This window comes from Mesorhizobium sp. WSM4814 (assembly GCF_055811595.1).
In genome coordinates this window covers 116,363-143,196 of record NZ_JBVVQT010000016.1, presented here as the reverse complement: position 1 = coordinate 143,196, position 26,834 = coordinate 116,363, and the positions used below count along the sequence as shown (strand labels likewise).

At 62.7% G+C, this 26,834-nt stretch carries 27 protein-coding genes and 2 pseudogenes; 21 read left to right on the top strand and 8 right to left on the bottom strand.

Annotated elements, in window-relative coordinates; translation table 11 throughout:
• Positions 1-90 precede the first annotated feature (90 nt).
• From AC0L2V_RS22570 to AC0L2V_RS22560, 3 genes are all read right to left on the bottom strand, one after another.
• Positions 91-1,122, bottom strand: a complete 1,032-nt coding sequence (locus AC0L2V_RS22570; RefSeq protein ID WP_023800000.1) for a tetratricopeptide repeat protein — start codon at positions 1,120-1,122, stop codon at positions 91-93.
• Position 1,123: 1 nt separating this feature from the next.
• Positions 1,124-1,771 carry a thiamine phosphate synthase gene (locus AC0L2V_RS22565; protein ID WP_091593557.1) on the bottom strand — a complete coding sequence of 216 codons (648 nt, stop codon included), beginning with the start codon at positions 1,769-1,771 and terminating at the stop codon, positions 1,124-1,126.
• Positions 1,772-1,904: 133 nt separating this feature from the next.
• On the bottom strand, positions 1,905-2,834 hold the full coding sequence (locus AC0L2V_RS22560; RefSeq protein ID WP_473521212.1) for a DMT family transporter: 930 nt from the start codon (positions 2,832-2,834) through the stop codon (positions 1,905-1,907).
• A gap of 134 nt (positions 2,835-2,968) precedes the next feature.
• Between AC0L2V_RS22560 and AC0L2V_RS22555 the strand changes: the two genes are divergently transcribed.
• From AC0L2V_RS22555 to AC0L2V_RS22535, 5 genes are all read left to right on the top strand, one after another.
• Positions 2,969-3,427 (top strand): Lrp/AsnC family transcriptional regulator, encoded by a 459-nt coding sequence (locus AC0L2V_RS22555; protein WP_091593435.1) that lies wholly within the window; start codon positions 2,969-2,971, stop codon positions 3,425-3,427.
• A gap of 111 nt (positions 3,428-3,538) precedes the next feature.
• The gene (locus AC0L2V_RS22550) at positions 3,539-4,309 is read left to right on the top strand and encodes a sulfite exporter TauE/SafE family protein (protein ID WP_473521211.1); all 771 of its coding nucleotides are present in this window, start codon (positions 3,539-3,541) and stop codon (positions 4,307-4,309) included.
• 252 nt (positions 4,310-4,561) lie between these two features.
• The gene (locus AC0L2V_RS22545; RefSeq protein ID WP_091593430.1) at positions 4,562-4,966 is read left to right on the top strand and encodes a hypothetical protein; all 405 of its coding nucleotides are present in this window, start codon (positions 4,562-4,564) and stop codon (positions 4,964-4,966) included.
• Positions 4,967-5,367: 401 nt separating this feature from the next.
• On the top strand, positions 5,368-5,898 hold the full coding sequence (gene rcdA, locus AC0L2V_RS22540) for a protease adaptor protein RcdA (protein ID WP_091593429.1): 531 nt from the start codon (positions 5,368-5,370) through the stop codon (positions 5,896-5,898).
• Positions 5,899-6,309: 411 nt separating this feature from the next.
• Positions 6,310-6,711, top strand: coding sequence for a DUF2200 domain-containing protein (locus AC0L2V_RS22535; RefSeq protein ID WP_473521210.1), 402 nt, complete (start codon positions 6,310-6,312; stop codon positions 6,709-6,711).
• Positions 6,712-6,881: 170 nt separating this feature from the next.
• On the opposite strand, the gene AC0L2V_RS22530 is transcribed toward AC0L2V_RS22535, so the two are convergent.
• The 3 genes and pseudogenes from AC0L2V_RS22530 to AC0L2V_RS22520 all read right to left on the bottom strand — a co-directional run bounded on the left by AC0L2V_RS22530 (position 6,882) and on the right by AC0L2V_RS22520 (position 9,007).
• Positions 6,882-7,169 carry a hypothetical protein gene (locus AC0L2V_RS22530; protein WP_473521209.1) on the bottom strand — a complete coding sequence of 96 codons (288 nt, stop codon included), beginning with the start codon at positions 7,167-7,169 and terminating at the stop codon, positions 6,882-6,884.
• A gap of 165 nt (positions 7,170-7,334) precedes the next feature.
• Positions 7,335-7,825, bottom strand: a pseudogene (locus AC0L2V_RS22525) (cyclophilin-like fold protein).
• Between the two features lie 75 nt (positions 7,826-7,900).
• Positions 7,901-9,007, bottom strand: a complete 1,107-nt coding sequence (locus tag AC0L2V_RS22520; protein WP_473521208.1) for an alpha/beta hydrolase — start codon at positions 9,005-9,007, stop codon at positions 7,901-7,903.
• A 401-nt stretch (positions 9,008-9,408) separates the two neighbouring features.
• Here AC0L2V_RS22520 and AC0L2V_RS22515 point away from each other — a divergent pair, with 401 nt between their 5' ends.
• The 6 genes and pseudogenes from AC0L2V_RS22515 to AC0L2V_RS22490 all read left to right on the top strand — a co-directional run bounded on the left by AC0L2V_RS22515 (position 9,409) and on the right by AC0L2V_RS22490 (position 14,017).
• Positions 9,409-10,302, top strand: a complete 894-nt coding sequence (locus AC0L2V_RS22515; RefSeq protein WP_473521207.1) for a LysR family transcriptional regulator — start codon at positions 9,409-9,411, stop codon at positions 10,300-10,302.
• Between the two features lie 180 nt (positions 10,303-10,482).
• A complete protein-coding gene (gene ruvC, locus AC0L2V_RS22510) occupies positions 10,483-10,992 on the top strand; it encodes a crossover junction endodeoxyribonuclease RuvC (protein WP_287319837.1) in 510 nt (169 codons plus the stop codon).
• Between the two features lie 10 nt (positions 10,993-11,002).
• The gene (gene ruvA, locus AC0L2V_RS22505; RefSeq protein ID WP_473512270.1) at positions 11,003-11,623 is read left to right on the top strand and encodes a Holliday junction branch migration protein RuvA; all 621 of its coding nucleotides are present in this window, start codon (positions 11,003-11,005) and stop codon (positions 11,621-11,623) included.
• A 41-nt stretch (positions 11,624-11,664) separates the two neighbouring features.
• Positions 11,665-11,940 (top strand): AbrB/MazE/SpoVT family DNA-binding domain-containing protein, encoded by a 276-nt coding sequence (locus AC0L2V_RS22500; protein ID WP_473512269.1) that lies wholly within the window; start codon positions 11,665-11,667, stop codon positions 11,938-11,940.
• On the top strand, positions 11,940-12,977 hold the full coding sequence (ruvB, locus tag AC0L2V_RS22495; RefSeq protein ID WP_027152903.1) for a Holliday junction branch migration DNA helicase RuvB: 1,038 nt from the start codon (positions 11,940-11,942) through the stop codon (positions 12,975-12,977). The genes AC0L2V_RS22500 and ruvB overlap by 1 nt, the downstream gene beginning before the upstream one ends.
• 124 nt (positions 12,978-13,101) lie before the next feature.
• Positions 13,102-14,017, top strand: a pseudogene (locus tag AC0L2V_RS22490) (metallophosphoesterase).
• Here the strand turns inward: AC0L2V_RS22490 and AC0L2V_RS22485 are convergent.
• A complete protein-coding gene (locus AC0L2V_RS22485; RefSeq protein WP_473521206.1) occupies positions 14,011-15,261 on the bottom strand; it encodes a glycoside hydrolase family 5 protein in 1,251 nt (416 codons plus the stop codon). The pseudogene AC0L2V_RS22490 and the gene AC0L2V_RS22485 sit on opposite strands and share 7 nt — an antisense overlap.
• Positions 15,262-15,387: 126 nt before the next feature.
• On the opposite strand from AC0L2V_RS22485, the gene ybgC reads away from it, so the two are divergent.
• From ybgC to ftsH, 10 genes are all read left to right on the top strand, one after another.
• Positions 15,388-15,861: a tol-pal system-associated acyl-CoA thioesterase gene (gene ybgC / locus AC0L2V_RS22480; RefSeq protein WP_473521205.1), complete on the top strand. Its 474-nt coding sequence runs from the start codon at positions 15,388-15,390 to the stop codon at positions 15,859-15,861.
• A gap of 293 nt (positions 15,862-16,154) precedes the next feature.
• Complete coding sequence (tolQ, locus tag AC0L2V_RS22475) at positions 16,155-16,865, top strand: protein TolQ (protein WP_091593415.1); 711 nt, start codon at positions 16,155-16,157, stop codon at positions 16,863-16,865.
• Between the two features lie 9 nt (positions 16,866-16,874).
• Positions 16,875-17,333: a protein TolR gene (gene tolR, locus AC0L2V_RS22470; protein ID WP_202365580.1), complete on the top strand. Its 459-nt coding sequence runs from the start codon at positions 16,875-16,877 to the stop codon at positions 17,331-17,333.
• 7 nt (positions 17,334-17,340) lie between these two features.
• Positions 17,341-18,498 carry an energy transducer TonB family protein gene (locus AC0L2V_RS22465; RefSeq protein WP_473521204.1) on the top strand — a complete coding sequence of 386 codons (1,158 nt, stop codon included), beginning with the start codon at positions 17,341-17,343 and terminating at the stop codon, positions 18,496-18,498.
• Positions 18,499-18,566: 68 nt separating this feature from the next.
• Positions 18,567-19,850, top strand: coding sequence for a Tol-Pal system beta propeller repeat protein TolB (gene tolB / locus AC0L2V_RS22460; protein WP_473512285.1), 1,284 nt, complete (start codon positions 18,567-18,569; stop codon positions 19,848-19,850).
• A gap of 52 nt (positions 19,851-19,902) precedes the next feature.
• Positions 19,903-20,280 (top strand): four helix bundle protein, encoded by a 378-nt coding sequence (locus AC0L2V_RS22455; protein WP_473517995.1) that lies wholly within the window; start codon positions 19,903-19,905, stop codon positions 20,278-20,280.
• Between the two features lie 244 nt (positions 20,281-20,524).
• Positions 20,525-21,031: a peptidoglycan-associated lipoprotein Pal gene (gene pal / locus AC0L2V_RS22450; RefSeq protein ID WP_027152911.1), complete on the top strand. Its 507-nt coding sequence runs from the start codon at positions 20,525-20,527 to the stop codon at positions 21,029-21,031.
• A gap of 202 nt (positions 21,032-21,233) precedes the next feature.
• Complete coding sequence (gene ybgF / locus AC0L2V_RS22445; protein WP_473512265.1) at positions 21,234-22,295, top strand: tol-pal system protein YbgF; 1,062 nt, start codon at positions 21,234-21,236, stop codon at positions 22,293-22,295.
• Between the two features lie 73 nt (positions 22,296-22,368).
• Entirely contained in the window at positions 22,369-23,745 is a 1,377-nt protein-coding gene (gene tilS, locus AC0L2V_RS22440) for a tRNA lysidine(34) synthetase TilS (protein WP_473512264.1), read from the top strand.
• Between the two features lie 123 nt (positions 23,746-23,868).
• Positions 23,869-25,797: an ATP-dependent zinc metalloprotease FtsH gene (gene ftsH / locus AC0L2V_RS22435; protein WP_023799979.1), complete on the top strand. Its 1,929-nt coding sequence runs from the start codon at positions 23,869-23,871 to the stop codon at positions 25,795-25,797.
• A gap of 325 nt (positions 25,798-26,122) precedes the next feature.
• Here ftsH and AC0L2V_RS22430 read toward each other — a convergent pair whose 3' ends face one another.
• On the bottom strand, positions 26,123-26,788 hold the full coding sequence (locus AC0L2V_RS22430) for a hypothetical protein (RefSeq protein WP_473512263.1): 666 nt from the start codon (positions 26,786-26,788) through the stop codon (positions 26,123-26,125).
• Positions 26,789-26,834: the final 46 nt, after the last annotated feature.

Here is a 26,834-nt window from a genome sequence, read left to right as displayed (position 1 = left end):
GGAGCGGGCAAGGGGTGGCGTGAGAGGAGTGGGGGGCGGAGCCATTCCCTCGTCAGCATCCGCTGCCTGATATTCACTGTCCGCGACGCTTTACGGCAGGCGGTTGGCCTTCTGCAGCAACTGCTTGGTCTGGTCGTCGGTCAGGCCCTGCAGAAAATCGTCCATCTCCGGATCGATCAGCCCGGCGCGCCGTGCGACGACGTACCAGGCGCCGGCAAGGATCGGATCCGGATCGGTGCCGATGCCGCCCATGTAAAGCTTGGCGAGGCGGTTCTGGGCGGCGACATTGCCGCCCTCGGCGGCCTGTTTCATCCAGCCGAAGCCGGACTTCAGGTCGCGGGCGCCACCGCGTCCCTCGATCATCCAGGCAGCGAGATCGATCTGCGCCGTATCGTAGTTCTGCCTTGCTGCCTGCGCCAGCAGGCCGCGCGCCTGGGCATCGTCGCGCAGCTTGCCGCCGACGCCATTGGCATAGACCTGCGCCAACGCATATTGCGCGTCGGCAAGGCCGGTCGCGGCGGCGCGCTGATAATAGGACACGGCCTTTGCGATGCCGGCATCGCCGGGGTCCTGCCGCACCAGCAGCTGCGCGAAATTGAACTGCGCCAGACGGTTGCCGGCCTCGGCGGCGGCCTGCATCAGCGCGTAAGCCCCTTTCTCGTCCTTCTTGACGTAGCGGCCGTCGAGCAGCATCAGCGCATATTGGAACTGCGATTCCGGTATGCCCTGCTCGGCGGCAAGCGCGTACCACTTGGCCGCCTCCGCAGCGTCGACCGGCACGCCAAGGCCGCGCGACAATATCTCGGCGATCAACGTCTGCGCCGCCGGATCGCCGTTCTGGGCGCGAACCAGAGCGAGGTTGTAGGCCGTCTTGTAAAGGCCGCGCTGGAAGGCGCCATAGGCAGAATCCGACGGCTTTGCACCGAAGCGGTCGGGATTAATGGCGTCGGCCGACGGCAGCGGCGCCGTGGTGGCGGGCTGCGGCAGCGGCGTGGCGATCGGCTTGTCCGTGCTTGCAGCGGTGTCGGGCTTCGGTTGCGGCAATGGGACGGTTTCCGCCACGGCGACCTGCACCGTGAGCTGCGCAAGCAAAGCACCAAAAAGGATTGTCGGCGCGGGCACGTCAGTCCTCGAAACGCGGCGCGGTTTCGTCGAGCAGCGCGTTGGCGCTGGCGACTGCCATCTTTGGGTCGATGCCCTCGGCAAAGACGGCGCTGGACAGCGCCACGAATTCGGCGCCGGTGGCAGCCACCGCTTCCACCGAAGTGATGTCGGACCCGGCCATGACGATGCAAGGGATCTGGATCACATCCGCCCACCATTGCCCCAGCGACAGGTTGCGTGGGTGCGGCTCCGGCTTGTTGTCGTAGCCGAAGCGGCCGAAGAAGATGTAGTCGGGCCTGAGTTCGCCGAGTTCCAGCGCATCGTCGCGAGTCTTGGCGCCGCCGGTGCCGACCATCATTTTTGCCTGGAAACGCTCGATCGTCTCGGCGAGTTCGGCCTTGCCGGCCTCGACATGAAGGCCATCGGCCTGGACGCGGCCGGCGATGCGGGTGTCGCCGGCAATGATGACAGCGATGCCTGCCGCTTGCGCCGCCGGCACGATCTGTTCGGCGAAGGCCTGGAAGGAGGCTTCGTCCATGTCGTTTTCGGGCAGGATCAGCGAGGCGACGTCGCCGCCCTCGAACGCCGCGCCGATGTGCTCAGCCGGCATGCCGGGCGGCGCGATCAGCACGATGCGGCAGCGATTTGGAGGCGTTGCGTCGTTCATTGGTTTTTGACCCCGGTTTTCGCCTATGCCGGGCGAAGATGGTTGCATTGCGGCATAGAGCAAAGTGCCGGCCTTGAACAGGCGGGCGGCCAGGACCGTTGGCGCATGATTGTCGCACGGCGACGTTGTTGCCTCACTTGATTGCCTGGGTGCTCTCGGCTGGGGTCTTCGATTTCCACAGCATCCAGCCAAGATTCATGCCGGCGGCGGCAACCAGGATGGCGGCGCCGCCGACCATCTGGGCCGGATGCAGCCGGTGGCCGAAGGCGACGACATCGACCAGGATCGCGACCACAGGGTAGATGAAGGACAGCGACCCCTGCAGATAGGTCGGCAGTTTCTGAATGGCGCCGTACATCAGGATGTACATCAGACCGGTATGGACGACGCCAAGCGTCGCCAGCATGCTCCAGCTCCACACGTCGGCGGGAAGGTGGGAAAGGTTGGCGAAGGGTGCCAGGATGACGACGCCGACGCAGACCTGGATGAGGGCGATCAGGTGCGGCGAAGTGCCTTTGAGCTTCTTGGTGACGATGGCGGCGACGGCCCAGAAGAAAGCCGCACCCAGCGCCATCGCGATGCCGATAATATAATCCGTGCCGACATTACCTGTATTGGGGCCTGCATCGGAGCCGGCATCAGGCGAGCCTTGCACGATCAGCAGCATGCCGGCGAAGGCGATGCCAAGCCAGGCCAGCTTTGTCAGGGTCAGCCGCTCTGAGAAGAAGAGCGCGCCAAAGCCGACCAGCATGAAGGGCTGCGTGTTGTAAACAGCCGTGGCGATCGAGATCGAGGCGCGGGAAAAGGAGCTGAACAGCAGCAGCCAGTTGATGACGATGGCCGCGCCGCCAAGGGCCGCAATCGCCACGATGCGCAGTGACAGCGTGCCGCGCAGCAGCCCCAGGGCAGCGCAGATGATCAGCAGCGTTATAGCGCCGAAGGCGCAGCGCCAGAAGACGACGTCCATGATGGGCTCGCCAGACATGACGACGAACCATCCGATCGTGCCGAGGATCACCATTGCGGCCGTCATTTCGACCGTGCCACGCACCGTGCTGTCCATGAATATTGCCTCTCGAAACGCTGATGGTTGATAATCCCATGCCGCATCAGCGCTTTCAATAATTTGCGCCGGGTGATATGCCCGTTATGCCTAATTAAATAAGGTGAAGACGGCCTTTTCCTTGGGAATGTCAAATGCTGGACGATCTGGACCGACGCCTTCTCGAAAGCCTGATCAAGGATTCGCGAACCTCGTTGAAGGAACTGGCCCAGCAGGTAGGACTGTCATCGCCGAGTGTCGCGGAACGCCTGCGTCGGCTGGAGGATCGTGGCGTTATCAGGGCCTTCACCGTCGAAATCGATCCCCAAGCGCTCGGCTACACTTTGCAGGCAATCGTTCGCATCCGGCCCTTGCCGGGCAAGCTGCATATTGTCCAGAAGCTGATCGAGGAGATTCCGGAATTTGGCGAATGCGACAAGGTGACGGGCGACGACTGCTTTGTTGCCCGGCTGTTCGTGCGCTCGATCGGCGACCTCGACAAGCTTCTCGACCGTATCGCCGACAAGGCCGAAACGAGCACAGCCATCATCAAGGCGCAGCCGATCCGCAGGCGCCCGCCGCCACTCGGCGCAACTGCCTCCTCAAAACCGTGACAGGCCTCAGCACGAACGACCACAGCGTCGTGTGCGCATTTGCAGTCGCGGCGCGAAGGTTTATCGGCTATTCCAGCGTCTGCACGCTTTCCCTCCAACTGCTCCCCGCCGATGTCAGGCCTGCTTCTCGATCCGTGGTTCTATGCCGCCGCCATTCCAGCCGTCATCCTGGTCGGTCTGTCCAAGGGCGGCTTTGGCGGTGCGGTCGGATTCGTCGGCGTGCCGCTGATGGCGCTGGCCATGCCGCCGGTGCAGGCAGCCGCCATCCTGCTGCCCATACTGTGCCTGATGGACATCGTCTCGGTTTGGACATGGCGGGGTGTCTACGACCGCAAGATGCTTGCGGACATGATGCCGGGCGCGGTGATCGGCATCGGCCTCGGCTGGCTGACCGCGGCGCTGGTGACAGCGGAAATGGTGCGGCTGATCGTCGGCGCCGTGGCAATCATCTTCGTGCTTCGCTGGGTCTATCTACAAATGCGGCACGGTGCGAGCCATTCGGCCGAGCCCAACCGCGCGGCTGCCGCATTCTGGGGGACGGTCGCCGGCTTCACCAGCTTCGTCGCCCATGTCGGCGGTCCGCCCTTTCAGGTCTATGCGCTGCCGATCCGGCTCGATCCGAAAGTGCTGTCGGGCACCGCCGCAATCTTCTTTGCCGCCACCAACGCGTTGAAGCTCATGCCCTATTTTGCGCTCGGACAGTTCGACACCACCAACCTGACCGCATCGGCGGTTCTGTTGCCGCTGGCGCCGATCTCGACCATCGCCGGCGCCTGGCTGGTGCGGCGGATGCGACCGGAACTGTTCTACCCCTTCACCTATGCGACCGTAGCGGTCGTCGCGGTCAAGCTCCTGTGGGACGGGATCGCCGGCCTTCTCTAGATTGCGTCGCGTGGTAGCCGGCTTTGTTTGGGCGTCCTGTGAGACACGGCCGGAAGGCAACGCTCAAGGATTGCGCAAGCGCGTCACGCCGTTTTCGGCTATTCTGGCAGCGCCGGGGAAGGGTCGGGCGCGATGCGACATCGTCCAGAAACATTGCCGATGCTAATGCGCCGATGCCGGGGACCCGGTGGCGGGGCGACCGCCTGATCTCAACCCATTCCCATGACGGGAAAAGGCAAATCGGGGCACACAATGCAAAAGGTAGCACGAAACTTCTTCACACTGGCCGTTGTCTACGCACTGGTCGGAATGGCGCTCGGCCTGCAGATGGCGATCAGCAAAGATCATGCGCAGATGCCAACCCACGCCCACATCATGGTGGCCGGATGGCTGATGTCGGCGGTGTTCGCCTTCTTCTACCATCTGTTTCCGGCAGTCGCGGAAAAGACGCTTGCCACCGTGCATTTCTGGTTGACGGCAATCAGTGGCACTGGCCTGTTGATCGGCCTTTACATCATGCTTGCTGGCAACCCGGCGATCGAGCCGCTGGTGGCAACATCCTCGATGGGCTTTTACGCGGGGCTGCTGCTGTTCGCCTATATCGCGCTGCCGGTGGTGTGGAAGGCAGAGCGGCATGCTGAGACGCAAAAGGCCTGAGTCCAAAGGTCTAGGCCCCAAAAAGCCTGGAGTTGTTGTGCTGTTACGGCACAGGCGGGCGACGCTTGTTCAAAAAATATCCACGCTGTTAAGGCTTCATTAAGCTTTACGGGCGTTTACTATGCGCATCCAGTGATCTGGATTCTTACCGAGTGGTTGGAGCCACTTTGTTTGACGCCTCCCTGTTAAACTCCTGAGAGCCGCCTTATCCGCGGCTCTTTTTTTTCGGCGATTCGGATTGCCGGTCGCCCGTGCCGCTGCGCCGCCGTTAACCGTTTGTTAAACATGTGCTTGCCTTCACCGGCGGCGAAGCGCATTTTCAAGCCTCGGTCATATAGGGTGCAGGCGTGACGGCGATGACGCCGATTCGGCCGGCTGTAAGGCAAGTGCAGGGCGTATCGATGAACGATCCTTCGATGGGAAGCGCGAAAACCATCAAGCTGGCGGAGCGCCGGGTTTTCTCCCAATCCTTCAAGCCGCTCTACCAGGAAGGCATGGGCCTGGTCGAGCAGGCGGCCGAATATCTGGACGGCAAGGGCCGGGCCGAGGCGAAGAAACTGTCCAGGCTGGCGGCGACGCTCTATGCGGCCGAGTCGATGCGACTGACCACGAGGCTGATGCAGGTCGCCTCATGGCTGCTTCTGCAGCGCGCCGCGAATTCCGGCGAGATGACTCGCGATCAGGTTGCTTCCGAAAAATCCAAGGTGCGTCTCGATACCGCTTCCGCCAACAACGATGCCGCAGGCTGGGTCGAACTGCCCAAGGATTTTCTTGACCTCATCGACCGCTCGCTGCGCCTGCAGGCGCTGGTGCGTCGCATGGACGAGGAAATCTACGGCGGCGCCGTGGCCGAGGCCGCTCCATCCGGCCGCCGCATCAATCCGGTTTCCGATCAGATCACGCTGCTCAACACGGCTTTCGCCCGCGGCTGAGAGACTGCTCGATAATTCTCCGCTAAGCGCCAGGAGCGTCCTTTTGTGGGCCAATCCTCAAATCGTGTTTGGGCCGAAATGGGGCCGCAAGCCGCCGGGCTGGTTTCGAGCATAATTGCGCAAACGCGCCATTTACGCGCTCACTAGTCCCCATACTCCCCAGTGGCAGGCTAGACAGGCACTGGATCTTGCATTGCCCGGTAGGATAGCCAAACCTGTGCCCGAGTAGCGCGACCGGTCATCCGTTGAAGGCAAGATCAATAACGACGTCCGGATCCACTCGTCGCAGGATGCGATCGACGCGATCAAAGCATTGCCGAGGCGACGAGCACGGGTAGAATTGACGCCGACAGCATCGAACATCTGCGGCGCTGTTTCAAACCTCTGGTCCAGCCCGCATAAGGGGGTGCAATGACCGAGCATCGAATCTATTCCATGAGCTTTGCCAGCGTCTATCCGCACTATGTCGCCAAGGCAGAAAAGAAAGGCCGCACCAAAGCCGAGGTCGATGAGATCATCCGCTGGCTGACGGGCTACACCCAGAAGCGGCTGGACGCCCAGCTGGGGAAGAAAACCAGCCTGAAGGATTTCTTTGATCAGGCGCCTCAACTGAATCCTTCTCGGAATTTGATCACGGGGGTGATCTGCGGTGTCCGGGTGGAAGACATCGAAGACCCGCTGATGAAGGAAATCCGCTATCTCGACAAGCTGATCGACGAGCTTGCCAGGGGCAAGGCGATGGAGAAGATCTTGCGGAAATGGCGCGGTCGCACGATCGCATCGACCGCGATCCGTTTCAGATCGGATACCTGAAGAACGCCGCTGGCGAGGGTCGCGACGGCATCGACAACGATGAGGGCGGCTTCGGCCGCCCCGTTTGATGGCAACGGATGACGTTCACGGCTCTGTAGCACGGCGGCGACGAGCCCGACACGATGTCGCAGGCATATCCACGCGACGGGCAGCAAGGGCCGTCGCGGACTCTATGTTCCCTTCACGATTCTCGGCTTAACTGGTCGGCGGGGTTGAGCCGCACTTTCAAGGGCGAAGGCCAGCCGTTTCTCGTCTTCGAGGGCGCGATCGACTGCCTCGATTTCCTCTTGGAGCTCCTTTAGCTTGGCTCCGTAGCTGGAGCCGTCGCTGTCCCCGATCTGAAAGCCGCTTGCCCGCATTGCGTCGCGGGTATGGTGCACGTTACGGACTCCTTCGCGTCGAGTCGCGACCAGGATTTCCCTGAACTCTTCAAGGCGTTCAACGTGATTGCGAGCCATTGCGTTCTCCTATTTCGTCGTCATCGGCGCTGACGGCGATTCAGCACGGCTAAAACTTACGGCGCAGAAGGTTTAAGCGACTCTAAGAGATACGCTCGACAAAACATGAATGCGAAAGCTCAAATTTGAACGTCTTGCAGTAAGGTGGGGCGCGGGAGGCGGCGTTCATCCATTGCGCGGTAGCCTTCCGATCTCAGGAAGAATTTCGACGCGCAGCGGATGCTCTCCGCGCACCAGAAGCGGCGCTGGCCCCTGATCGAGGCGCCCGAGCCGGAGCAGGCCGCGCGACGACCGATAGGGACCATGAAACATCGCAAGATTGCCCCAAGGGGCGTAGTAGCAAAGATCGCCAACTGCCTCGTTCCCGAAGCGACCGCTGCCTTCCTCGGTGAGCTTGCGCGGCAGATAGGCGATCTTCTCGTTGGACGAATAGTCGTCGATCGTCAGGTCCAGCGGCAGCATCGAGACCAGATCGCGCGCGGAAGGGTTGTCGTCCAGCGTCACCGTGAAGTCCTGATCTGTAAAAACAAATCTCAGGCGCATTGGTGCTCCTTCCTTGCCCGGGGTTGTGAAGCGCGCACCAAAGAGGGAAACGCGAAGCTGGCAGCACCTGCCAGCAAGCTGCGGCGCGAAAGCCATGCGGCGTCACGTGTCATTTCAGGGCTCCCGATTGGCGCAGCCATGCCCATGGTTTCTGGCCCACGGCCGCATCCTTCGATGATACGGCCCTGTTAAGCGGCCAGATGCTGACCGAAGAAGCGCGTCAGCTTTTCGAAGGGAATGAGGTCGACACGGTCATAAAGGTCGACGTGACCGGCGCCCGGGACCCAGACCAGTTCCTTCGGCTCGGCTGCCAGTCTGTAAGCTTCCTCGCTGAACTCTTTCGAATGCGCCTGATCGCCGCTGATGAACAGCATAGGGCGCGGCGAGATCGTCTCGATGTCGTTGAACGGATAGAAGTTCATGAACTTGACGTTGCTGGTCAGCGTCGGCTTGGTCGTTATCTGGTCGGAGACACCCGCCGGGGTATACTCGCCACGGGGTGTCCGATAGAAATCGTAGAACTCACGCTGGATGGGATGCGTCGACGCGGTCAGTTCGAGATCAGTTCCGCCCGTATACTGGATCTGGCCGCCGTCGAATTCGGAGTAGCGCTGCTCGGCGGCCGCCGCGATGATCTGCTTTCGTTGCTCGACGCTTAGCGAGTGATTGAGTGCGTTCCGGTTCGCCGCGCCCATGTCATACATGCTGACCGTGGCGATGGCGCGCATGCGCGGGTCGATCTTGGCGGCGCTGATGACGAAGCTGCCGCTGCCGCAGACGCCGATCGCGCCAATGCGGTTGCGGTCCACGAACTCGCGTGTCCCGAGGAAGTCCACCGCCGCGCTGAACGCCTCGGCATAGACATCCGGCGAAACGATCTGGCGAGCTTCGCCCTCGCTCTCGCCCCAGAAGGGCAGGTCGATCGCCATGGCGACGAAGCCCTGCTCGGCCATCTTCGTGGCGTAGAGGGTCGCGCTCTGTTCCTTCACCGCGCCCATGGGATGGCCGACGACGATAGCCGGATGCCGCACTGCGCGGTCGAGATTCTTGGGAAGGAGCAGATTCCCGGCGACATTTGCCTGATATTGGCTTTTGAAGGCGACCTTTTCGAGAGTCACCTGACCGCTGGTATAGAAATTGTTTGCACCGTTTGACATGTGTTGAGCCTTTGCGAAGGGAAGGTTGAAGAGAGGCGCCGCACTGAAGGTGGCGACGCCGGCACCGGTCAGCTTCAAAAGCTCGCGCCGGTGGATTTCACGCACTGACGTTTTCGTATCAGGGCTATTCGCGGTCACTTCTGATCTCCTGTAAGTTTGGCTTGGAGTTGAGCCACTCGCTGCCTTGGCCAGTCCTCTTCGGGGCTTGAGCAGACGCCGCCCATTTCCGATCAGCATGATTCCGATGCCAGCCAGAATCACGCTGCCGACGAACGTGGCGGAGATCGTCAGCACCCCTCCGACGACCGCGCCCAGAAGGATCGAAGCCTGGATCGCCGCAACCATCAGGCTGCCGGTGGCCTCGGCGCATCGTCCGCATTTTGCGGCATCCATGTCATCCAGATCACCGACATCGGGGTATTCGTCGCTCCCCAGAGCGCAACCTAATGGCTTTGGAATAAGTCGAGTAGCCGTCGAAATCGGAATGGACTTATCGACCGGGTCGAATAATCTGAGCCCGGGACGGCGGAAGGAGCCTCATGAGCAGGACCGACCTCAACCAACTGACCTGGTTCCAGGCTGTCGCCGAGGAGCGCAGCTTCACCAGGGCTGCGGCAAAGCTGGGCGTGGCGCAATCGACGCTCAGCCATACAATCAAGCAGCTCGAAGCGCGCATGGGCATCCGCCTGCTGACCCGCACCACGCGCAACGTCGCAACGACGATCGCGGGCGAACGGCTGCTGCAGACAATTGCGCCGCGCATCGCCGAAATCGACGACGAGATCGCGGCGCTGACGGCGCTCCGCGACAAGCCGTCAGGCTCGATCAGGCTGACCCTGTCCGACCATGCACTCGAAAGCGTGGTCTGGCCCAAGCTCAAGCCGGTGCTTGTCGCCTATCCCGATATCAGCGTCGAACTGATCCTGGACAGCACCTTCCGCAACATCGTTGAGGAAGGCTTCGACGCCGGCGTCCGGATTGGAGAGAGCGTTGAGAAGGATATGATCGCGGTGCGCATCGGTCCCGACTGGCGTCTGGTAGCCATTGCTTCGCCTGCCTATCTCGCCGCGCATGGTGTGCCCGAGCACCCGCAAGAACTGATTCGGCATCTCTGTATCAACATGCGTCATGAAAGCGCCGGCGGCCTTTACGCCTGGGAGTTCGAGAAGGATGGGCAGGCGCTCCGCGTTCGAGTGAACGGTCAACTGACCTTCAATAATACTTATGCCATGATCGATGCGGCGGCCAGTGGATACGGCGTTGCCTACGTCCCGGAGAACATCGTCGAGCAGCACATCGCACGTGGCAAGCTGGTTCAGCTTCTGGACGATTGGTCGCCGCTTTTTGAAGGCTATTTCCTCTACTATCCGAGCCGTCGTCAAAATCTTCCCGCGTTCAAGGTCATCGTCGATGCGCTACGACATCGGAATTGAAGCGAGGGGATCTACGCGCGGCTCACGGACCCAAATGTCCGCTCCGCTTCGGTTCTCGCAAACCACGCCGTCTGTCTCGTCAGAACGACCTCTCAAACAGCCTGTGGGACGCAGCAGAACCTGTTTCTGGTTTGTTCACATTTCGCTGGCATCGCTGTCCGCCACGGGTAGACTTGGCGGATGGGGGAAACGATTCGCATTATCGGCATCGATCCGGGGCTGAGGCGCACCGGCTGGGGCATCGTCGAAAGCCTCGGCAACTCGCTGCGCTTCGTCGCCTCCGGCACCGTGCGTTCAGACGACAAGGCGGCTCTGGCGACACGGCTTTGCCAGTTGCATGACGGGCTTGCCGAGATCCTGCACGCCGCCATGCCGCACGAGGCGGCCGTCGAGCAGACATTCGTCAACAAGGATGCGGCCGCGACCCTGAAGCTCGGCCAGGCGCGCGGCATCGCCATGCTGGTGCCGGCGCTGGCCGGCCTGGTCGTTGCCGAATATGCGCCCAACGCCGTCAAGAAGGCGGTGATCGGCGTCGGCCATGGCGACAAGAAGCAGATCCACATGATGGTCAAGGTGCTGATGCCGAAGGCGACGTTCGACACCGACGATGCCGCCGACGCGCTGGCCATTGCCATCTGCCACGCGCATCATCGGCAGAGTGTTGTCTACAGGTTGGCGGCGCTGGCATGAAGGACCACACATGATCGGCAAGCTAAAAGGCACGCTGGACGAGATCGATGAGGATTTCTGCATCGTCGACGTGCACGGCGTCGGCTATGTCGCCCACTGCTCGACGCGCACGCTGGCCGCCTTGCCGGCCCCCGGCGAGGCGGTGGTGCTGTTCATCGAGACCTATGTCCGCGAAGACATGTTGAGGCTGTACGGTTTCCAGTCGGTTCTGGAGCGCGAATGGTTCCGGCTGCTGATGAGCAATGTGCAGGGCGTCGGCGCCAAGGTGGCGCTGGCTATTCTCTCGACGCTGGCGCCGGCCGATCTCGCCAATGCCATCGCGCTGCGTGATATTGCCATGGTCAGCCGCGCGCCCGGCGTCGGCAAGAAGGTGGCCGAGCGCATCGTCACCGAACTGAAGAACAAGGCGCCGGCCTTTGCAGGCGCTGCCTCCGGCACCATCGGCCTGAAGCAGGAGCTTGGCGAAGGCGTCGCGCCGGCGCCGATCACCGACGCCGTCTCGGCGCTGGTCAATCTCGGCTATTCGCGCGATACCGCCGCCAATGCGGTGGCGGCGGCGCTGAAAAGCGCCGGCGAGGATGCGGATGCGTCGAAGCTGATCCGCTTCGGGCTGAAGGAACTGGCGCGGTGAGACCGTTGCCCGAGAAATAAATTCCGACTAGGAACAAGAGCATGGGCAGATATGCGGGCTTGACCTCCAGGGGGCAGCTTACGATTCCAAAGAAAGTCCGGGACGCGTTGTCGCTCAAGGCGGGCGATACGGTTGCGTGGACGGTCATGGACGGTCTTCTGATAGGAACGCCGCGCAATCTTAGATTTGCCGACCTTGCCGGATTTCTGGGCAATCCGCCCGGCGGGCCTGCCACGCTGGAGGAAATCGACGCCGCGCTAGGGGATGTCGTCGGTCGCCACGCCGCCGGCGATCGCGATGGAAGTGGGCGCGCCTGATGAGCCTTTCGCCACGCCTCATTGCTCCCGACAAGCGCGGCGAGGACGCCGAGCAGACCTTGCGTCCGCAGACGCTCGGTGATTTCGTCGGCCAGGCGGCGGTGCGGGCCAATCTCAAAGTGTTCATCGAGGCAGCCAAGGGCCGCAGCGAGGCGCTCGACCATGTGCTGTTCGTCGGGCCGCCCGGCCTCGGCAAGACGACGCTGGCGCAGATCATGGCACGCGAGCTCGGCGTCAATTTCCGCTCGACCTCCGGTCCGGTCATCGCCAAGGCCGGCGATCTCGCAGCACTGCTCACCAATCTCGAAGACCGCGACGTGCTGTTCATCGACGAGATCCACCGGCTCAACCCGGCGGTCGAGGAAATCCTCTATCCGGCGATGGAGGATTTCCAGCTCGACCTGATCATCGGCGAAGGGCCGGCGGCGCGCTCGGTCAAGATCGATCTTGCCCGCTTCACCCTGGTCGCCGCCACCACCCGGCTCGGCCTTTTGACCAATCCGCTGCGCGACCGTTTCGGCATTCCGGTCCGCCTCAATTTCTACTCGGTCGAGGAACTGGAACAGATCGTGCGGCGCGGCGCCCGCATCCTTGCCATGCCGCTCGGCGACGATGGCGCGCTGGAGATCGCAAGACGCGCGCGCGGCACGCCGCGCATCGCCGGCCGGCTGTTGCGCCGCGTGCGCGATTTTGCCTCGGTCGCCGGCGACGGTCACGTCGACCGGCAGATCGCCGACGAGGCACTGACGCGGCTCGAGGTCGATGCGCTCGGCCTCGACGCGCTCGACCGCCGCTATCTCTCGATGATCGCGCGGAATTTTGGCGGCGGCCCGGTCGGCATCGAGACCATCGCGGCAGGGCTTTCCGAGCCGCGCGACGCCATCGAGGACATCATCGAGCCCTATCTGATCCAGCAGGGTTTTATTCAGCGCACGCCGCGCGGCCGCGTGCTGACTGCCAATGCCTGGCGGCATCTCGGCCTCGATGCGCCGAAGGACCTTGCGCAGCAGCAGATCAGCCTGTTCCAGGAAGAGTAGCCGCGCGGCCTTGCGGCTCCATTCCTGCGCAAAATCTCCTAATCCTGGTCAGCTTGCCGGCGCATTTGCCGGCTCTAACGCTTCGCTGTGGGACCGTCGGTTCCACGAATGACGGGGTTGAGCGATGATCACCAGACGCGGCTTCCTGCGCCTCATCGGCGGTTCCTTCCTATCTGCCGTGTCGCTCAGTGCTTTATGCGGTTGGCCTCGAGCCGATGCTGCTGACACATGTAAAGCGCTATTCACTGACCCCGCCAAACTGGCCCGCAGGATTGCGGCTTCGCGTCGTCGCTCTCGCCGATATTCATGCCTGTCGGCCATGGATGACGCCGGAGCGGATCAGGTCACTTGCCGAACGGGCGAACAGCCTGCAGCCGGATCTGATTGTCCTGCTTGGCGACTATGCAGCCGGCACACGCCTGGTTACGGACTGGGTGGGCTCCTCCGAATGGGCGCCGGCATTGTCAGGCCTGAAGGCGCCACTCGGGGTGTGGTCAATCCTTGGCAATCATGACTGGTGGGAAGACCTTTCCGCGCAGAAGGCCGGGTTGGGGCCGACGGTGGCGCGCCGGGCGCTCGAGAGCGCCGGCATACCGGTCCTGGAAAACGATGTGGTGCGCCTGGAAAAAGACGGGCATGGCTTCTGGGTCGCCGGACTTGCCGACCAACTTGCGCTGCGGCCGGGCAAGGCCTGGGGCCGCAGCAGGTTCAAAGGACTGGACGATCTGCGCGGCACGCTGGCAAAGGTAAGCGACAAGGCTCCTGTTATCCTGCTGGCACATGAGCCGGACATTTTTCCGAAGGTCCCATCACGGGTATCGTTGACTCTTTCGGGTCATACCCATGGTGGACAGGTGCGGTTACTCGGCTATTCTCCGGTCGTGCCGTCCCGCTTCGGCAACCGTTTTGCCTACGGCCATGTCGTGGAGGAGAACCGCAACCTGATCGTCTCCGGAGGCCTCGGTTTCAGCATCCTGCCGGTGCGTTTCGGGATGCGCCCAGAGATTCTTTCGATCGACCTGGGTTCAGCACTTCAATGAAGTGACCTGATCGCATCCATCACATCCGGCTCGGCCTTGTCGCCGTCGAAAGCGTCGACGATGCCGAAGGCGCCGCCATGGCTCCAGACCGACCATGCGAAGCCATGGGCTTCGGCGAGCGCGATCATGTCCCTGACATAAGCGGCACGGTATTCGGCCGGCATCACGTAGGCATTGCCGTATTCCTGGCGGATCATACCGAATTCGCCGAGCGTGATGTTCTCCGGTTTGATGCCATTGGCCTTTGCCCAGGCCTCGACCCTGGTGAACGGCGCCTCCATCGTCTCGCGCAGCTCCTCGTCGGTGTCCAGGCTGGCGACCTGCTCGTCGAGATAGGCAAGCAGGCCGCTCTGGCGCGCCCATGGCGCCTCGGCCTTGATCCTTGCGCGGATCGTATCGAGCGCAGTATCCAGCTTGGCGCGCGAGACGGCGCTGAGCGGATAGGGCAGGCCGGTGATATAGGGGATGAAGTCGCCGGCCCAGGTCGCGCCCTGATGGGTCAGCAGGAACGGGTCGTAGGAGTGAAAGGTCCAGATGATGTTGTCGTCGGGGATCGCCATCGGATCGATCTTTGCCAGCGATGCCGCATCGGAATAGCAGGCGCCGGTCAGGATCAGGGTGAGCCTGGTGGCTGACGAACGCGCCGCCGCGAACAGTTTCTGCTGGCGCTCCGGCCACAGGCCGGCGCCCTCGGCGTCGCAGTCGACGACCGGCTCGTTCATCAACTCGAAAGCGACCTGGCGCGGATCCTCATCGGCCAGCGTGCGCGCCATCTTGCGCACCATTTCGACATAGGCGTCGAACATTTGTGGATCGTCCATCACCTCTCCCATGCCGATCTTGCGGCTGCTGCCGCTAGGGATCAGGTGCATGTCGACGATCACCTTCAAGCCGGCGCGATTGATCATGCGCACCGAGGCCAGCACGCTGGCATAGAGCTCGTCGCGCAGCGCCAGCGTCTCGCCGGACAGAAACGGCGACGGATCGACGGGCATGCGCAGGAAATCGAAGCCGGCGCTCTTCAGCGCCTTGAGGTCGTCGTCGTTGAGGAATTTGCGCCATTCCGGATAGGGCAGGATTGCCCGGCGGTCGCCCCATTTGTCCTCGCCCGGCCATGTCGTCCACTGGTCGAGATTGAGGCCGCGCTTCATCATAAAGCTCGCCGCCTGGCCCGGCGGCACCAGCGCGGCCAGCACAAGCAGCGCCGCCATCGAGGTCTTGATCATCGCCGTCAACAGTGCCATCGGTTTCATGCGCCAAGTTAATGCGTGTCGCCCAAAACTGTGCAGCGGTTTTGCGACAACGACGCGCCCGGAACCTGAACCGCGTCGCGCTCTAGGTGCCCGGCCAGGCCAAAAAAGGAAAGCGCGATGGACGATCATGGTGAATCGGCGGCGCTCTGCGCCGGGCTTTCCGGCGCGCTGACCGAATTCGGCCACCGGCTGATGGCGCGGGTTTACTATGCCGACACCGATTTCTCCGGCGTCGTCTATCACGCGCGCTATCTCGAATTCTTCGAGCGCGGCCGTTCCGATTATCTCAGGCTTGCCGGCGTCCACCACACCGAGCTTGCCGACGGCAAGCACGGCGAAAGAATAATCTGGGTGGTGCGGCGCATGGAGATCGACTTTCGCGGCTCCGCCCGCATGGACGATGTCTTGACCATCGAGACGCGCACCGAGGACATTTCGGGCGCCCGCATCTTCATGGCTCAGCAGCTGAAGCGCGGCGGCAAGGTGCTGGTCGAGGCGCGGGTCGAGGCGGCGATCATCGGCGAGAACGGCCGGCCAAGGCGCTTTCCGAAGGAATGGATCGCAACCTTCATGCCCGAGACAAATCGGTAGTTCAAATCGGCAAGCTACCGATCCCAATGATCCGCTGACGATGCCAGGTGGCTCGCCCAAGGCGCGGCAATGCGCCGCGCTGTGCGTCCTAACCCATCCTTAACCATAACGGTTCATGAAGAGAGTGGTGAAGATTGGAGGAATCCAGCGCCTTCCTTTCACCAAGATTTGCCCTGAAAAGGCCGCCTACGGTGCATTTTGGGGTTATTCCGCAAGCTTTGCGCGAACGGATTACAAGGGATGCCTATGGGCCAGCCGCCAGCCGTGCCCGGAAAATTCTTAAGGACGTAACCATGGAAAATATCGCACTCGCCGAACCGGGCGCGCATTTGTCGATTTGGGCGCTGTTCACGCAGGCCGGCTGGGTGGTCAAGCTGGTCATGATCGGGCTGCTCTGCGCCTCGATCTGGACCTGGGCGATCATCGTCGACAAGCTCGTCGCCTATGGCCGCATGCGGCTCGCGCTCAATCGCTTCGAACAGGTGTTCTGGTCCGGGCAGTCGCTGGAAGAGCTCTACCGCACGCTCGCCGACCGCAAGACGTCAGGCATGGGCGCCATCTTCGTCGCCGCCATGCGCGAATGGAAGAAGAGTTTCGAGAAGGGGGCGAAATCGCCGCTTGGCCTGCAGACCCGCATCGACAAGGCGATGGACCTGGCGCTGACCCGCGAAATGGAAAAACTGGAAGGACGGCTTGGCTTTCTCGCCACCACCGGCTCGGCGGCGCCGTTCATCGGCCTGTTCGGCACCGTGATCGGCATCATGACCTCGTTCCAGGCGATCGCGGCATCGAAGAACACCAGCCTGTCGGTGGTCGCGCCCGGCATTGCCGAGGCGCTGCTGGCCACGGCAATAGGCCTGCTGGCGGCGATCCCCGCCGTCATCGCCTACAACAAGCTGTCGTCGGACGCGAGCAAGATCGCCGTGCGCATGGAAGGGTTCGCGGACGAGTTCTCCGCCATACTCTCGCGCCAAATCGATGAAAAAGTCGCGCAGAAGGCCTGAGGAACAATCATGGGAATGTCTGTAGGCGCGGGTGGCGGGGGACGCGGTGGTCGCGGCCACAGGCGGCGCGGCCGCCATCACGCCATGATATCGGAAATCAACGTCACGCCGATGGTCGACGTGATGCTGGTGCTGTTGATCATCTTCATGGTCGCCGCGCCCTTGCTGACGGTCGGCGTGCCGGTCGACCTGCCGGAGACGAAGGCCAAGGCAATGAACGCCGATACCCAGCCGATCACGATTACGATCGACGGCACGGGCAAGATTTTCCTGCAGGAGACCGAAATTCCGCAGGAAGAGCTGGTCGCCAAGCTGCAGGCGATTTCCAAGACCGGCTACGAAGAGCGCCTCTTCATCCGCGGCGACAAGACTACCAACTATGGCGCCGCGATGGAAGTGATGGGTCTCATCCAGGACGCCGGCTACAAGAACATCGCGCTGCTTTCACTGCCGAAACAGGATCAGTAGACGCTAGATGAGAACCGGCCTGACCACATCGGTGATCTTGCATGCGGTCGCGATCGGCTTCGGCCTGTTCACGCTGTCGGCGCCGGCGGCCTTGCCGGCGTCCGACGCCGAGTCTCTGGCGGTCGAGATCGTGCCGATGGAGGCGATCGCGCAGATACAGAAAGGCGACAAGAAAGCTGCGGTGCGCGAAAAGCCGGCTCCACTGCCGACCCAGCGTCCCGACATCGTGGCCGACGCGCAGACGGTTGGCGACGCCAGCGTCGATACCGACAAGCCGCCGACGCCGGATCCCAAGCCCCAGCCGGTCGACAAGGCTGAGGCGCCGCCGCCGGCCCCGACGCCGAAAGAGAAGCCGAAGCCCGAGGACGTGCCGAAACCGAAGGAGCAGCCGAAGCCTGTCCCGGCGACGGAGGTCGCACCGGTGCCGCAGCCGAAGGAAGAGGTCAAGCCCGAGCCGGTCAAGCAGGCGGAACCCAAGCCGACTCCGGCCAAGGAGCCGGCGCCGACGCCGCCGCAGGACAAGACCGCTGCCATCGACCCGAAGCCTGAGGTCAAGCCGGACGCCGTCGCCGAAGCGATTGCCAAGGAGCCGCCAACCGAGGAGACGCAGCTTCCGGACTCGGCGCCCGCCCCGCAGGCGCGGCCGAAGCCGGAGCCGGCTCAGGCCGAAAGCGCCAAGGCGCCCGAGCGCAAGGACGCCGACAAGCCGGTCAAGGAAGCCTCGTCCAGGCCGAAATCGGAAGACAAGCAGTTCAACGCCGACGAGATTTCGGCGCTGCTCGACAAGCGCAAGCCGTCCGGCGGCGGCGCCAAGCGCTCGACCCAGCAGGCATCGCTCGGTGGGGACAAAAACCAGGGTCAGAAGCTCTCGAAGTCTGAGATGGGGGCGTTGGAGGCCCAGCTTAGTAATTGCTGGACGCTGCCGGTAGGGCTCGAGGGTTCGGAGAATTTCGTCGCTGTGATCCAGTTCAACCTGGACGCTTCCGGCAAGCTGGATGGCCGGCCTACTGTCGAAAAATCGAGCGGCAACCGCCCGTTCGACGAAAGTGCCGTGCGCGCGGTTCAGAAATGCGATGTGGCCGGCCTGCAGGTTCCCGCAGGCAAACAAGACATCTGGGCCGACGTCAGGGTCAGGTTCGATCCGAGGGAGATGCTGGGCTTATGAGCCTGGCGCCCCGTAGAAACATTGAAGAGAAGCGAGAAGATATGAAATCCATCCTCAAGCCGCTCCTGATGATCGTAGCGATGGCGCTGGGCATGACTGCCGCCGCCACCTTGCCGGCGCGGGCGCTCGTTGAGCTCAATGTCAACAAAGGCAATGTCGAGCCGCTGCCGATCGCCATCACCGATTTCCAGGGCGGCGATGCGTTGGGCGCGGAGATTTCCGGCATCGTCAGCGCCGATCTGAAACGCTCCGGCCTGTTCGCGCCGATCGAAAAGAGCGCCTTCATCGAAAAGATCTCCAACCCGGATGCCACGCCTCGCTTCGAGGACTGGAAGGTGATCAACGCCCAGGCGCTGGTCACCGGCAGCGTCAGCAAGGAGGCCGATGGCCGCGTCCGCGCCCAGTACCGGTTGTGGGACACCTTTGCCGGCCAGCAGATGTCGGGCGAGCAGTTCTTCGCCAACGACGCCAACACCAGGCGCGTCGCCCATATCATCGCCGATGCCATCTACGAGCGGCTGACCGGCGAAAAAGGCTATTTCGACACGCGCGTCGTCTTCATCGACGAATCGGGTGCAAAGAACGCGCGCAAGAAGCGCCTCGCCATCATGGACCAGGACGGCGCCAATATCCGCTACCTGTCGGATGGCAGGTCAATCGTGCTGACCCCGCGTTTCTCGCCGAACCGGCAGGAAATCACCTACATGTCCTATGAAAGCGGCCAGCCGAAGGTCTATCTGCTGCAGATCGAGACCGGGCAGCGCGAACTGGTCGGCGACTTTCCCGGCATGACCTTTGCGCCGCGCTTCTCGCCCGACGGCCAGAAGGTGATCATGAGCCTGCTGCGCGACGACGGTAATTCCAATATCTTCGCGATGGATTTGAGAAGCCGCTCGACGACCAGGCTCACCAATTCGACGGCCATCGACACCTCGCCGTCCTATTCGCCGGATGGCAGCAAGGTGGTGTTCACCTCCGACCGCGGCGGCCGCGCGCAGATCTATGTGATGGGCGCCGACGGTTCTGGCCAGACCCGCATCTCCTTCGGCGACGGCGTCTATTCGACGCCGGTATGGTCGCCGCGCGGTGACCTCATCGCCTTCACCAAGCAGACCGCCGGCGAGTTCCAGATCGGCGTCATGCGCGTCGACGGTTCAGGCGAGCGCATCCTTTCAACCGGCTTCCAGCAGGAGGGGCCGACCTGGGCTCCCAACGGCCGGGTGCTGATGTTCTTCCGCGATTCAGCCGGCGGCCCGAAACTCGTTTCGGTCGATCTCACCGGCCGCAATGAACAGTCGATCCCGACCTCGAATTTCGCTTCGGACCCGGCCTGGTCGCCGCTGCTGGAATAGGCAGGAAGGGGAATTGAGGAATTGAGGAATTGACGAGTTGAAGAACTGAAGGATGGAGAAGGCAGCGGCCTACATCGAGCACGCGAGGGATTTGGAAGTCTATAAGCGTGCCTATGCAGTTTCCCTTGGGGTACACAGAGCCACGCTTGCTTTTCCGAAAATGGAGCAATACGCGCTCGCCGATCAACTACGTCGTTCCAGCAAGGCGATCTGCGCCAATTTGGCTGAGGGTTTTGCCAAACAGACCCGCTCCAAGCCCGAATTCGCACGGTTCATTTCGATGGCGATAGGGTCATGCAGTGAAGTGGAGACGTGGATTTCGTATGCGTTCGATCTGGAGTATATCACCCAGGCGCAACGCGACGAGTGGTTGCAATCCTATGCCCGCATTTACGGAATGCTGGTCAATCTCAGAGAGAAGCTGAGGTGACCTCTTTCCTCAATTCTTCAATTCTTCAATTCTTCAATTCCAACTTTCCACGGCTTGGTCGCGTTTCAGCCGCATTTCTGCCTACGGTCCGCGCGCATTGTTGCCTCCTCGGATTCCCGTTGGGCAAAACGGCTGTGGACGGCAGCCGAAACCAAATTTTAACCGTGTTTCTTGAACGCCGGTTAACCCAAACGTGGTTACTGGACGATCAACGAAATCACTCGAATTGCGAAGGAGAGGCGGCATGGGCCGTATCGCAGCACTTACCAGAAACCCGGCGATGATCGCGCTGGTGGCGTTGCTCGCCATCGCCGGCTGCGCCTCGAAGAAGAACCTGAACAGCGCCGCCGATCTCGGTCTCAGCGGCGCCGGGGCGGCAACGCCCGGATCGGCCCAGGACTTTACCGTCAACATCGGCGACCGCATCTTTTTCGATACGGATTCGTCCTCGATCCGCGCCGACGCGCAGACGACGCTTTCGCGGCAGGCGCAATGGCTGAACCAGTACAGGCAATATGCCATCGTCATCGAAGGCCATGCCGACGAGCGCGGCACGCGCGAATACAATCTGGCGCTCGGCGCCCGCCGCGCCGCCGCCACCCGCGACTTCCTCGTCGCCAGGGGTGTTTCCGCCCAGCGCCTGAAGACCATTTCCTACGGCAAGGAGCGTCCGGTCGCGGTTTGCGACGACATTTCCTGCTGGTCGCAGAACCGCCGCGCCGTCACCACGATCAGCGGCGCCGGTTCCTGATCGGTAATTTTCCAATCGGCAGAAATGCAACACCTACGTGGGAAAGGCGGCTGCGGCCGCCTTTTTCATGTCCGGCGCCCGGATGTGGGACTTGAAACAAAATTTGGCCGAAGTCCTGCGTCCTTGGTAATAACCGAGGCGCCTGACGGTCCACTCCGATCGGAAGGCATGCAACAGGCAAACAATCCACGGCGAGAGGCACATGCATTTCAGATCGGTCTTGAGCGGCACGCTTGCGTTGCTGCTCGTATCAAGCGTCGCTGCCCCGGCAGTAGGCAATGAGCAAGGCACAGAAAAAAGCGGTTTCTCCTTGCGCCTGCCGACGCTCGGCATTTTCGGTGAAAAAAAGAAACCGGATCAGGTGCAATTTGCGCAGGATGGCACCGGCACTACCGCGCTGGAGGAACAACTCCGGCAAATGAACGGCAAGATCGAGGAGCTCAACTTCCAGGTGCTGCAGATGCAGGAGCAGATCCGCAAACAGCAGGAAGATAACGAGTTCCGTTTCCAGCAGCTGGAAGGCGGCTCACAAGGCGCGCAGCAGCCACGCGAGCAGAAGAAGTCGGACGCAACCACCAACACCGACAGCAGCGTCGCCGAGGCTCCGGCGACGCATGCGCCGGCCGATGCGGGCACACCGCCCGCCGGCGGCCAGGAGGTCATCGTCGAATCACCGACAGGCGAACCCGGCGCGGTGATCCCGGGCACGCCGCCGAAGACGTTCGGCACCATCACCGTCGACAAGAACGGCAATGTGATCGAGGGCAACACGCAGGCACATGCACCGGCGCAGAACACCGCCCCTGTCCCCGGCGACCAGGCCGCTGGCACGCAGGCCGGCAAGTCCGACGATACGGTGGTCGCGGCGCTGCCCGCCACCGACGACCCGGAGGAGCTTTACCGCAATTCCTATCAGTTCATCCTGTCGGGCGACTACGGCACTGCCGAACAGGGTTTTCGCGACCACATCGCCCGCTTCCCCAAGGACGCCAAGACGGCGGACGCGCATTACTGGCTGGGTGAGTCGCTGCTCGGCCAGCAGAAGTATCGCGACGCGGCCGAGACTTTCCTCGCCGCCAGCAAGGACTATCCGAAGGCCAAGAAGGCTCCCGACATGCTGCTGAAACTCGGTGTGTCGCTGGTCGGATTGAACCAGCGCGACGTGGCCTGCGCCACTTTCGGCGAGATCGGCAAGCGCTATCCGAACGTTTCCGGCGCGCTCAAGGAACGCGTCAAGCAGGAAAGGGCGCTCGCGGCGTGCTAGTTTTTCTCCTGCATGTCGTTGCCCCAGGACTTGTTGCCCCAAATCCGGGGCCACTTTTGGGCGACATGCATTGATGCCCGAAACCGAGCCTGACCGTTCGGTTTTTTCGCAGATCGACTTTACCAGCGGCGCTGTTGCGGCCGTGTCCGGCGGCAGCGACTCGACCGCCCTCCTCCTTCTCCTCAAAGATCACCTCGACCGTACCGCGCCGGCAACGAAATTGCTGGCTGTGACGATCGATCACGCTCTGCGGCCGGGCTCGGCAGCGGAAGCGCAGGCCGTGGCCAGGCTTTGCGCCGGGCGCGGCATTGCCCACCGCATCCTGGTCTGGTCCGAACGCAAGCCGTCGACCGGCCTGCCGGCTGCCGCGCGAGAGGCACGCTACCGGCTGCTGGCCGAGGCGGCGCAGGCGGAAGGTATCGGCCTTATCCTGACCGGCCACACAGCCGACGACCAGGCGGAGACCGTGCTGATGCGGCAAGCTCGCCAGGAGGGGGCGCGAGAGCCAGAGCGAGGTCTAGCCGGCATGGCACCGGCCACCCTCTATGACTGGCGGATCTGGATCGCACGGCCGCTTCTCGGCACACGGCGTGCGGCGCTGCGCGAAGTCCTGCGGCGCGCGAATGTCGGCTGGGCCGAAGACCCGACCAATGAAGACAAGGCTTTCGAGAGGCCGCGTATCCGCGCAGCGCTTGCCGACCGCGATGGTGCGCGGGAAGACGCGTTGGTGCTGGCCGCGCGGGCTGCGGTGGAGCGCGAGCAGCTTGGCCATCGCGCCGCCGCGCTGATCAGTGGCTTTGCCAGCAGGCCCGCCGCTGGCCTTGTCCGTCTCGATCCGGGCTTTGCGACAGCCGTCGACGAGGCGGCGGCCGTATATGCGCTGCGCATCCTGCTGGCGACTGTCGGCGGCGTTGCGTTTCTGCCCGGTCAGGCTCGCAGCGAGGCGCTGCTCAACCGGCTGAGGCCCGGACCTCCTGGCACAATCCCAATTTTGGCTGCCCCGTTTTGCGCTACTTTGTCGCGGACGGTGGTCGATGCGCGGAGTGCCGGCATCTTCCTGCGTCGCGAAACCCGCAACCTGCCGCCCGCTGCGCCTGCCGTGAACAATGCCCTCTGGGACGGTCGCCGGAGGATCACATTGGGCGACGAGCCGGGTGAAGTTTTGATCGCGCCGCTCGGCGCGGCGCGTGCTGCAAGACAGGCAATTGCTGAAAACGGTACGCCGCCGAGCCTTGTCCGCGCGGCTCTGGCGGCCGAGCCGGTGCTGTGGCGCGCAAGCGAACATCCAGGCGATAGCCCGATGTCGCCGGGAATGGCGGTATGCCCGGTCGTCGCGCCCTTTGCCCGCTTCCTGCCGTCCTTCGACCTGGCGCTGGCCGGAATTGTCGCCGCGCTGATCGGCGCGCCGCGACTTCCTGCCCCGCCTTTCGGCGGCCACACTACCGGTTGATCATGGGCGAAAGCTTAACCGCGACATGCTGTTCTGCTTGGCAATGAAGGGCGCCATCCCTATGTTAGACCCAAGTTTCCTCTCACGACGCGTGTCCGCTGGCGGACACCAACGGGACAATTGATGAATCCGAATTATCGCAATCTCGCGCTCTGGGCGATCATAGCGGTCCTGCTCATCGCTCTCTTCAATCTGTTCCAGACGCCGCAGACGCGCGGAGCAGCGAGTGACGTCCCCTATTCGCAGTTCCTGCAGGACGTCGCGGCCGGCCGGGTCAAGACGGTGACCATCGCGGGCGCCCGCATCTCGGGCACTTATACCGACACCTCTACCGGCTTCCAGACCTATTCGCCGGGTGATCCGTCGCTGGTTTCGAGACTCCAGGACAAGAACGTCACCATCAACGCGCGCCCCGAATCCGACGGTTCCAATTCGCTGTTCAGCTATCTCATCTCCTGGCTGCCGATGATCCTCATCCTTGGCGTCTGGATATTCTTCATGCGCCAGATGCAGTCCGGCTCCGGCCGCGCCATGGGCTTCGGCAAGTCCAAGGCCAAGCTTTTGACTGAAGCGCACGGCCGCGTCACCTTCCAGGATGTCGCCGGCGTCGACGAAGCCAAGCAGGATTTGGAAGAGATCGTCGAATTCCTGCGTGATCCGCAGAAGTTCCAGCGGCTTGGCGGCAAGATTCCGCGCGGCGTGCTGCTCGTCGGCCCTCCCGGGACCGGCAAGACGCTGCTTGCCCGTTCGGTCGCCGGTGAGGCCAACGTGCCGTTCTTCACCATTTCCGGCTCGGACTTTGTCGAGATGTTCGTCGGCGTTGGCGCTAGCCGCGTCCGCGACATGTTCGACCAGGCCAAGAAGAATGCGCCCTGCATCATCTTCATCGACGAAATCGACGCGGTCGGCCGCCATCGCGGCGCCGGCCTCGGCGGCGGCAACGACGAGCGCGAGCAGACGCTGAACCAGTTGCTGGTCGAAATGGACGGCTTCGAATCCAACGAAAGCATCATCCTGATCGCTGCCACCAACCGGCCGGACGTGCTCGATCCGGCGCTGCTCAGGCCCGGCCGTTTCGACCGCCAGGTGGTGGTGCCGAACCCCGACATCGTCGGCCGCGAGAAGATCCTGAAGGTGCATGTGCGCAACGTGCCGCTGGCCCCCAATGTCGACCTCAAGGTGATCGCGCGCGGGACGCCGGGGTTTTCCGGCGCCGACCTGATGAACCTCGTCAACGAATCCGCCCTGATGGCGGCGCGGCGCAACAAGCGCCTTGTCACCATGGCCGAGTTCGAGGACGCCAAGGACAAGATCATGATGGGCGCCGAGCGCCGCTCGTCGGCGATGACCCAGGCCGAGAAGGAACTCACCGCCTATCACGAGGCCGGCCACGCCATCCTGGCGCTGAACGTGCCGTCGGCCGATCCGCTGCACAAGGCGACCATCATCCCGCGCGGCCGGGCGCTTGGCATGGTCATGCAGTTGCCGGAAGGCGACCGCTATTCGATGAGCTACAAATACATGATCTCGCGCCTTGCCATCATGATGGGTGGCCGCGTCGCCGAGGAGTTCAAGTTCGGCAAGGAGAACATCACCTCGGGTGCCTCCTCGGACATCGAGCAGGCAACCAAGCTGGCGCGCGCCATGGTCACACGCTGGGGTTTTTCCGACAAGCTTGGCCACGTCGCCTATGGCGACAACCAGGAGGAAGTGTTCCTCGGCCATTCGGTGGCGCGCACGCAGAACGTCTCGGAAGAGACGGCGCAGATCATCGACGCCGAAGTGCGCCGGCTGATCGACGAGGCCTATTCGACGGCCAAATCCATCCTGACCAAGAAGAAGAAGGAATGGATTGCGCTGGCGCAGGGGCTTTTGGAATATGAGACGCTGTCCGGCGACGAGATCAAGCAGCTGATCGCCGGCCACAAGCCGGCACGCGATCTCGGCGACGACACGCCGCCGAGCCGGGGCTCGGCCGTGCCGAAGTCCGGCAGCCGCCGCAAGAAGGGCCCGGAGCCCGAAGGCGGCATGGAGCCTCAGCCGTCAAGCTAGGGTCCGGCTCAGGAGATTGATTTCGAAAACGCCGCGGCTTGGACGCGGCGTTTTTGTTCAGGAGGTGCCGACAGCCGATCGCGGCCTGAAAAACTCAATCACTTCACCCAGTGCCGGGGACTTCTCCACATGGGAAATAGACGTTGAAGGTTTGCGGATGCCGTGATGAGGGCTGATCTCCCCGCAAGGGGGGAGATTGGCAGCGGCGCCGACAGCGCCTCGCTTGCAGCGCAGATACGGCATATCCTGGCCCTGCCTGCCACCGCCAGCAGCAAAAGGCCCGCGAACCTTCGCGAGCCTTGCTATATTCGAATGTTAATGTCGATCAGCTCTTCAGCGCGGCATTGCAAAGACTGTAGAAGCCGCCACCGGTCTGGATCCACTTGAGGCCGCCCAGCGTCCCGGCCCCCTTGTTGGCTTGGTACTGGTCGCGGCAGGTGTACATGCGGGCCTTGGCCGGAGTTTCGCTGCTATATTTGTCCGAGATCGCCTTCGGAAACGTCACTCCCTGGGGAGCGGTCACGGTCGGCTTTTTCGGCTGGCTGGTGAGGCTTGCCTGATCGGCTGCCGGCTTGGTGTCGTCGTCGAAGGCACTGGCACCGCACTGGCTCATGCGGAAGTCGTTCCACTTCATGCCGTTCAGCGTGTTGCCGGCCTTGGCCGCCCGATATTTGGCGCCGCACTCCGCCCTGCTGAGGCCGCTGCCTGCGTTGGCAGTTGCCGCTGCCTTGGTCGTCGCTGCGGCGGCCGCATCGGGCGTTGCAGCGTTGGTGCTGTTCGCCTTGGCTGGCGTGGCGTCGGTTGCGGCGGCGACGGTGCCGCATTCTGCCTTGCGGAACTGGTTCCAGTTCTGCCCGCCAAGTGTTCCGGCGTCCTTTGCCGCGTTATACTTGGTGCTGCATTCAGCCATGGTCAGCGCATTGGCGGGCGCTGCCAGGAATAAAGTCACGACGGCAAGACCCGTCAAAGTTGCAAGTCGATGGATAAGCATGTGTCTTCTCCCTCTGATGTTCACGTTATGTACCAAGCAAGCAATA

Coding starts and splice junctions, on each gene's coding strand:
- AC0L2V_RS22565 (WP_091593557.1), bottom strand. CDS start 1,771: ATGAACGACGCAACGCCTCCAAATCGCTGCCGCATCGTGCTGATCGCG.
- AC0L2V_RS22560 (WP_473521212.1), bottom strand. CDS start 2,834: ATGGACAGCACGGTGCGTGGCACGGTCGAAATGACGGCCGCAATGGTG.
- AC0L2V_RS22555 (WP_091593435.1), top strand. CDS start 2,969: ATGCTGGACGATCTGGACCGACGCCTTCTCGAAAGCCTGATCAAGGAT.
- AC0L2V_RS22550 (WP_473521211.1), top strand. CDS start 3,539: ATGTCAGGCCTGCTTCTCGATCCGTGGTTCTATGCCGCCGCCATTCCA.
- AC0L2V_RS22545 (WP_091593430.1), top strand. CDS start 4,562: ATGCAAAAGGTAGCACGAAACTTCTTCACACTGGCCGTTGTCTACGCA.
- rcdA (WP_091593429.1), top strand. CDS start 5,368: ATGAACGATCCTTCGATGGGAAGCGCGAAAACCATCAAGCTGGCGGAG.
- AC0L2V_RS22535 (WP_473521210.1), top strand. CDS start 6,310: ATGACCGAGCATCGAATCTATTCCATGAGCTTTGCCAGCGTCTATCCG.
- AC0L2V_RS22530 (WP_473521209.1), bottom strand. CDS start 7,169: ATGGCTCGCAATCACGTTGAACGCCTTGAAGAGTTCAGGGAAATCCTG.
- AC0L2V_RS22515 (WP_473521207.1), top strand. CDS start 9,409: ATGAGCAGGACCGACCTCAACCAACTGACCTGGTTCCAGGCTGTCGCC.
- ruvC (WP_287319837.1), top strand. CDS start 10,483: ATGGGGGAAACGATTCGCATTATCGGCATCGATCCGGGGCTGAGGCGC.
- ruvA (WP_473512270.1), top strand. CDS start 11,003: ATGATCGGCAAGCTAAAAGGCACGCTGGACGAGATCGATGAGGATTTC.
- AC0L2V_RS22500 (WP_473512269.1), top strand. CDS start 11,665: ATGGGCAGATATGCGGGCTTGACCTCCAGGGGGCAGCTTACGATTCCA.
- ruvB (WP_027152903.1), top strand. CDS start 11,940: ATGAGCCTTTCGCCACGCCTCATTGCTCCCGACAAGCGCGGCGAGGAC.
- AC0L2V_RS22485 (WP_473521206.1), bottom strand. CDS start 15,261: ATGGCACTGTTGACGGCGATGATCAAGACCTCGATGGCGGCGCTGCTT.
- ybgC (WP_473521205.1), top strand. CDS start 15,388: ATGGACGATCATGGTGAATCGGCGGCGCTCTGCGCCGGGCTTTCCGGC.
- tolQ (WP_091593415.1), top strand. CDS start 16,155: ATGGAAAATATCGCACTCGCCGAACCGGGCGCGCATTTGTCGATTTGG.
- tolR (WP_202365580.1), top strand. CDS start 16,875: ATGGGAATGTCTGTAGGCGCGGGTGGCGGGGGACGCGGTGGTCGCGGC.
- AC0L2V_RS22465 (WP_473521204.1), top strand. CDS start 17,341: ATGAGAACCGGCCTGACCACATCGGTGATCTTGCATGCGGTCGCGATC.
- tolB (WP_473512285.1), top strand. CDS start 18,567: ATGATCGTAGCGATGGCGCTGGGCATGACTGCCGCCGCCACCTTGCCG.
- AC0L2V_RS22455 (WP_473517995.1), top strand. CDS start 19,903: ATGGAGAAGGCAGCGGCCTACATCGAGCACGCGAGGGATTTGGAAGTC.
- pal (WP_027152911.1), top strand. CDS start 20,525: ATGGGCCGTATCGCAGCACTTACCAGAAACCCGGCGATGATCGCGCTG.
- ybgF (WP_473512265.1), top strand. CDS start 21,234: ATGCATTTCAGATCGGTCTTGAGCGGCACGCTTGCGTTGCTGCTCGTA.
- tilS (WP_473512264.1), top strand. CDS start 22,369: ATGCCCGAAACCGAGCCTGACCGTTCGGTTTTTTCGCAGATCGACTTT.
- ftsH (WP_023799979.1), top strand. CDS start 23,869: ATGAATCCGAATTATCGCAATCTCGCGCTCTGGGCGATCATAGCGGTC.
- AC0L2V_RS22430 (WP_473512263.1), bottom strand. CDS start 26,788: ATGCTTATCCATCGACTTGCAACTTTGACGGGTCTTGCCGTCGTGACT.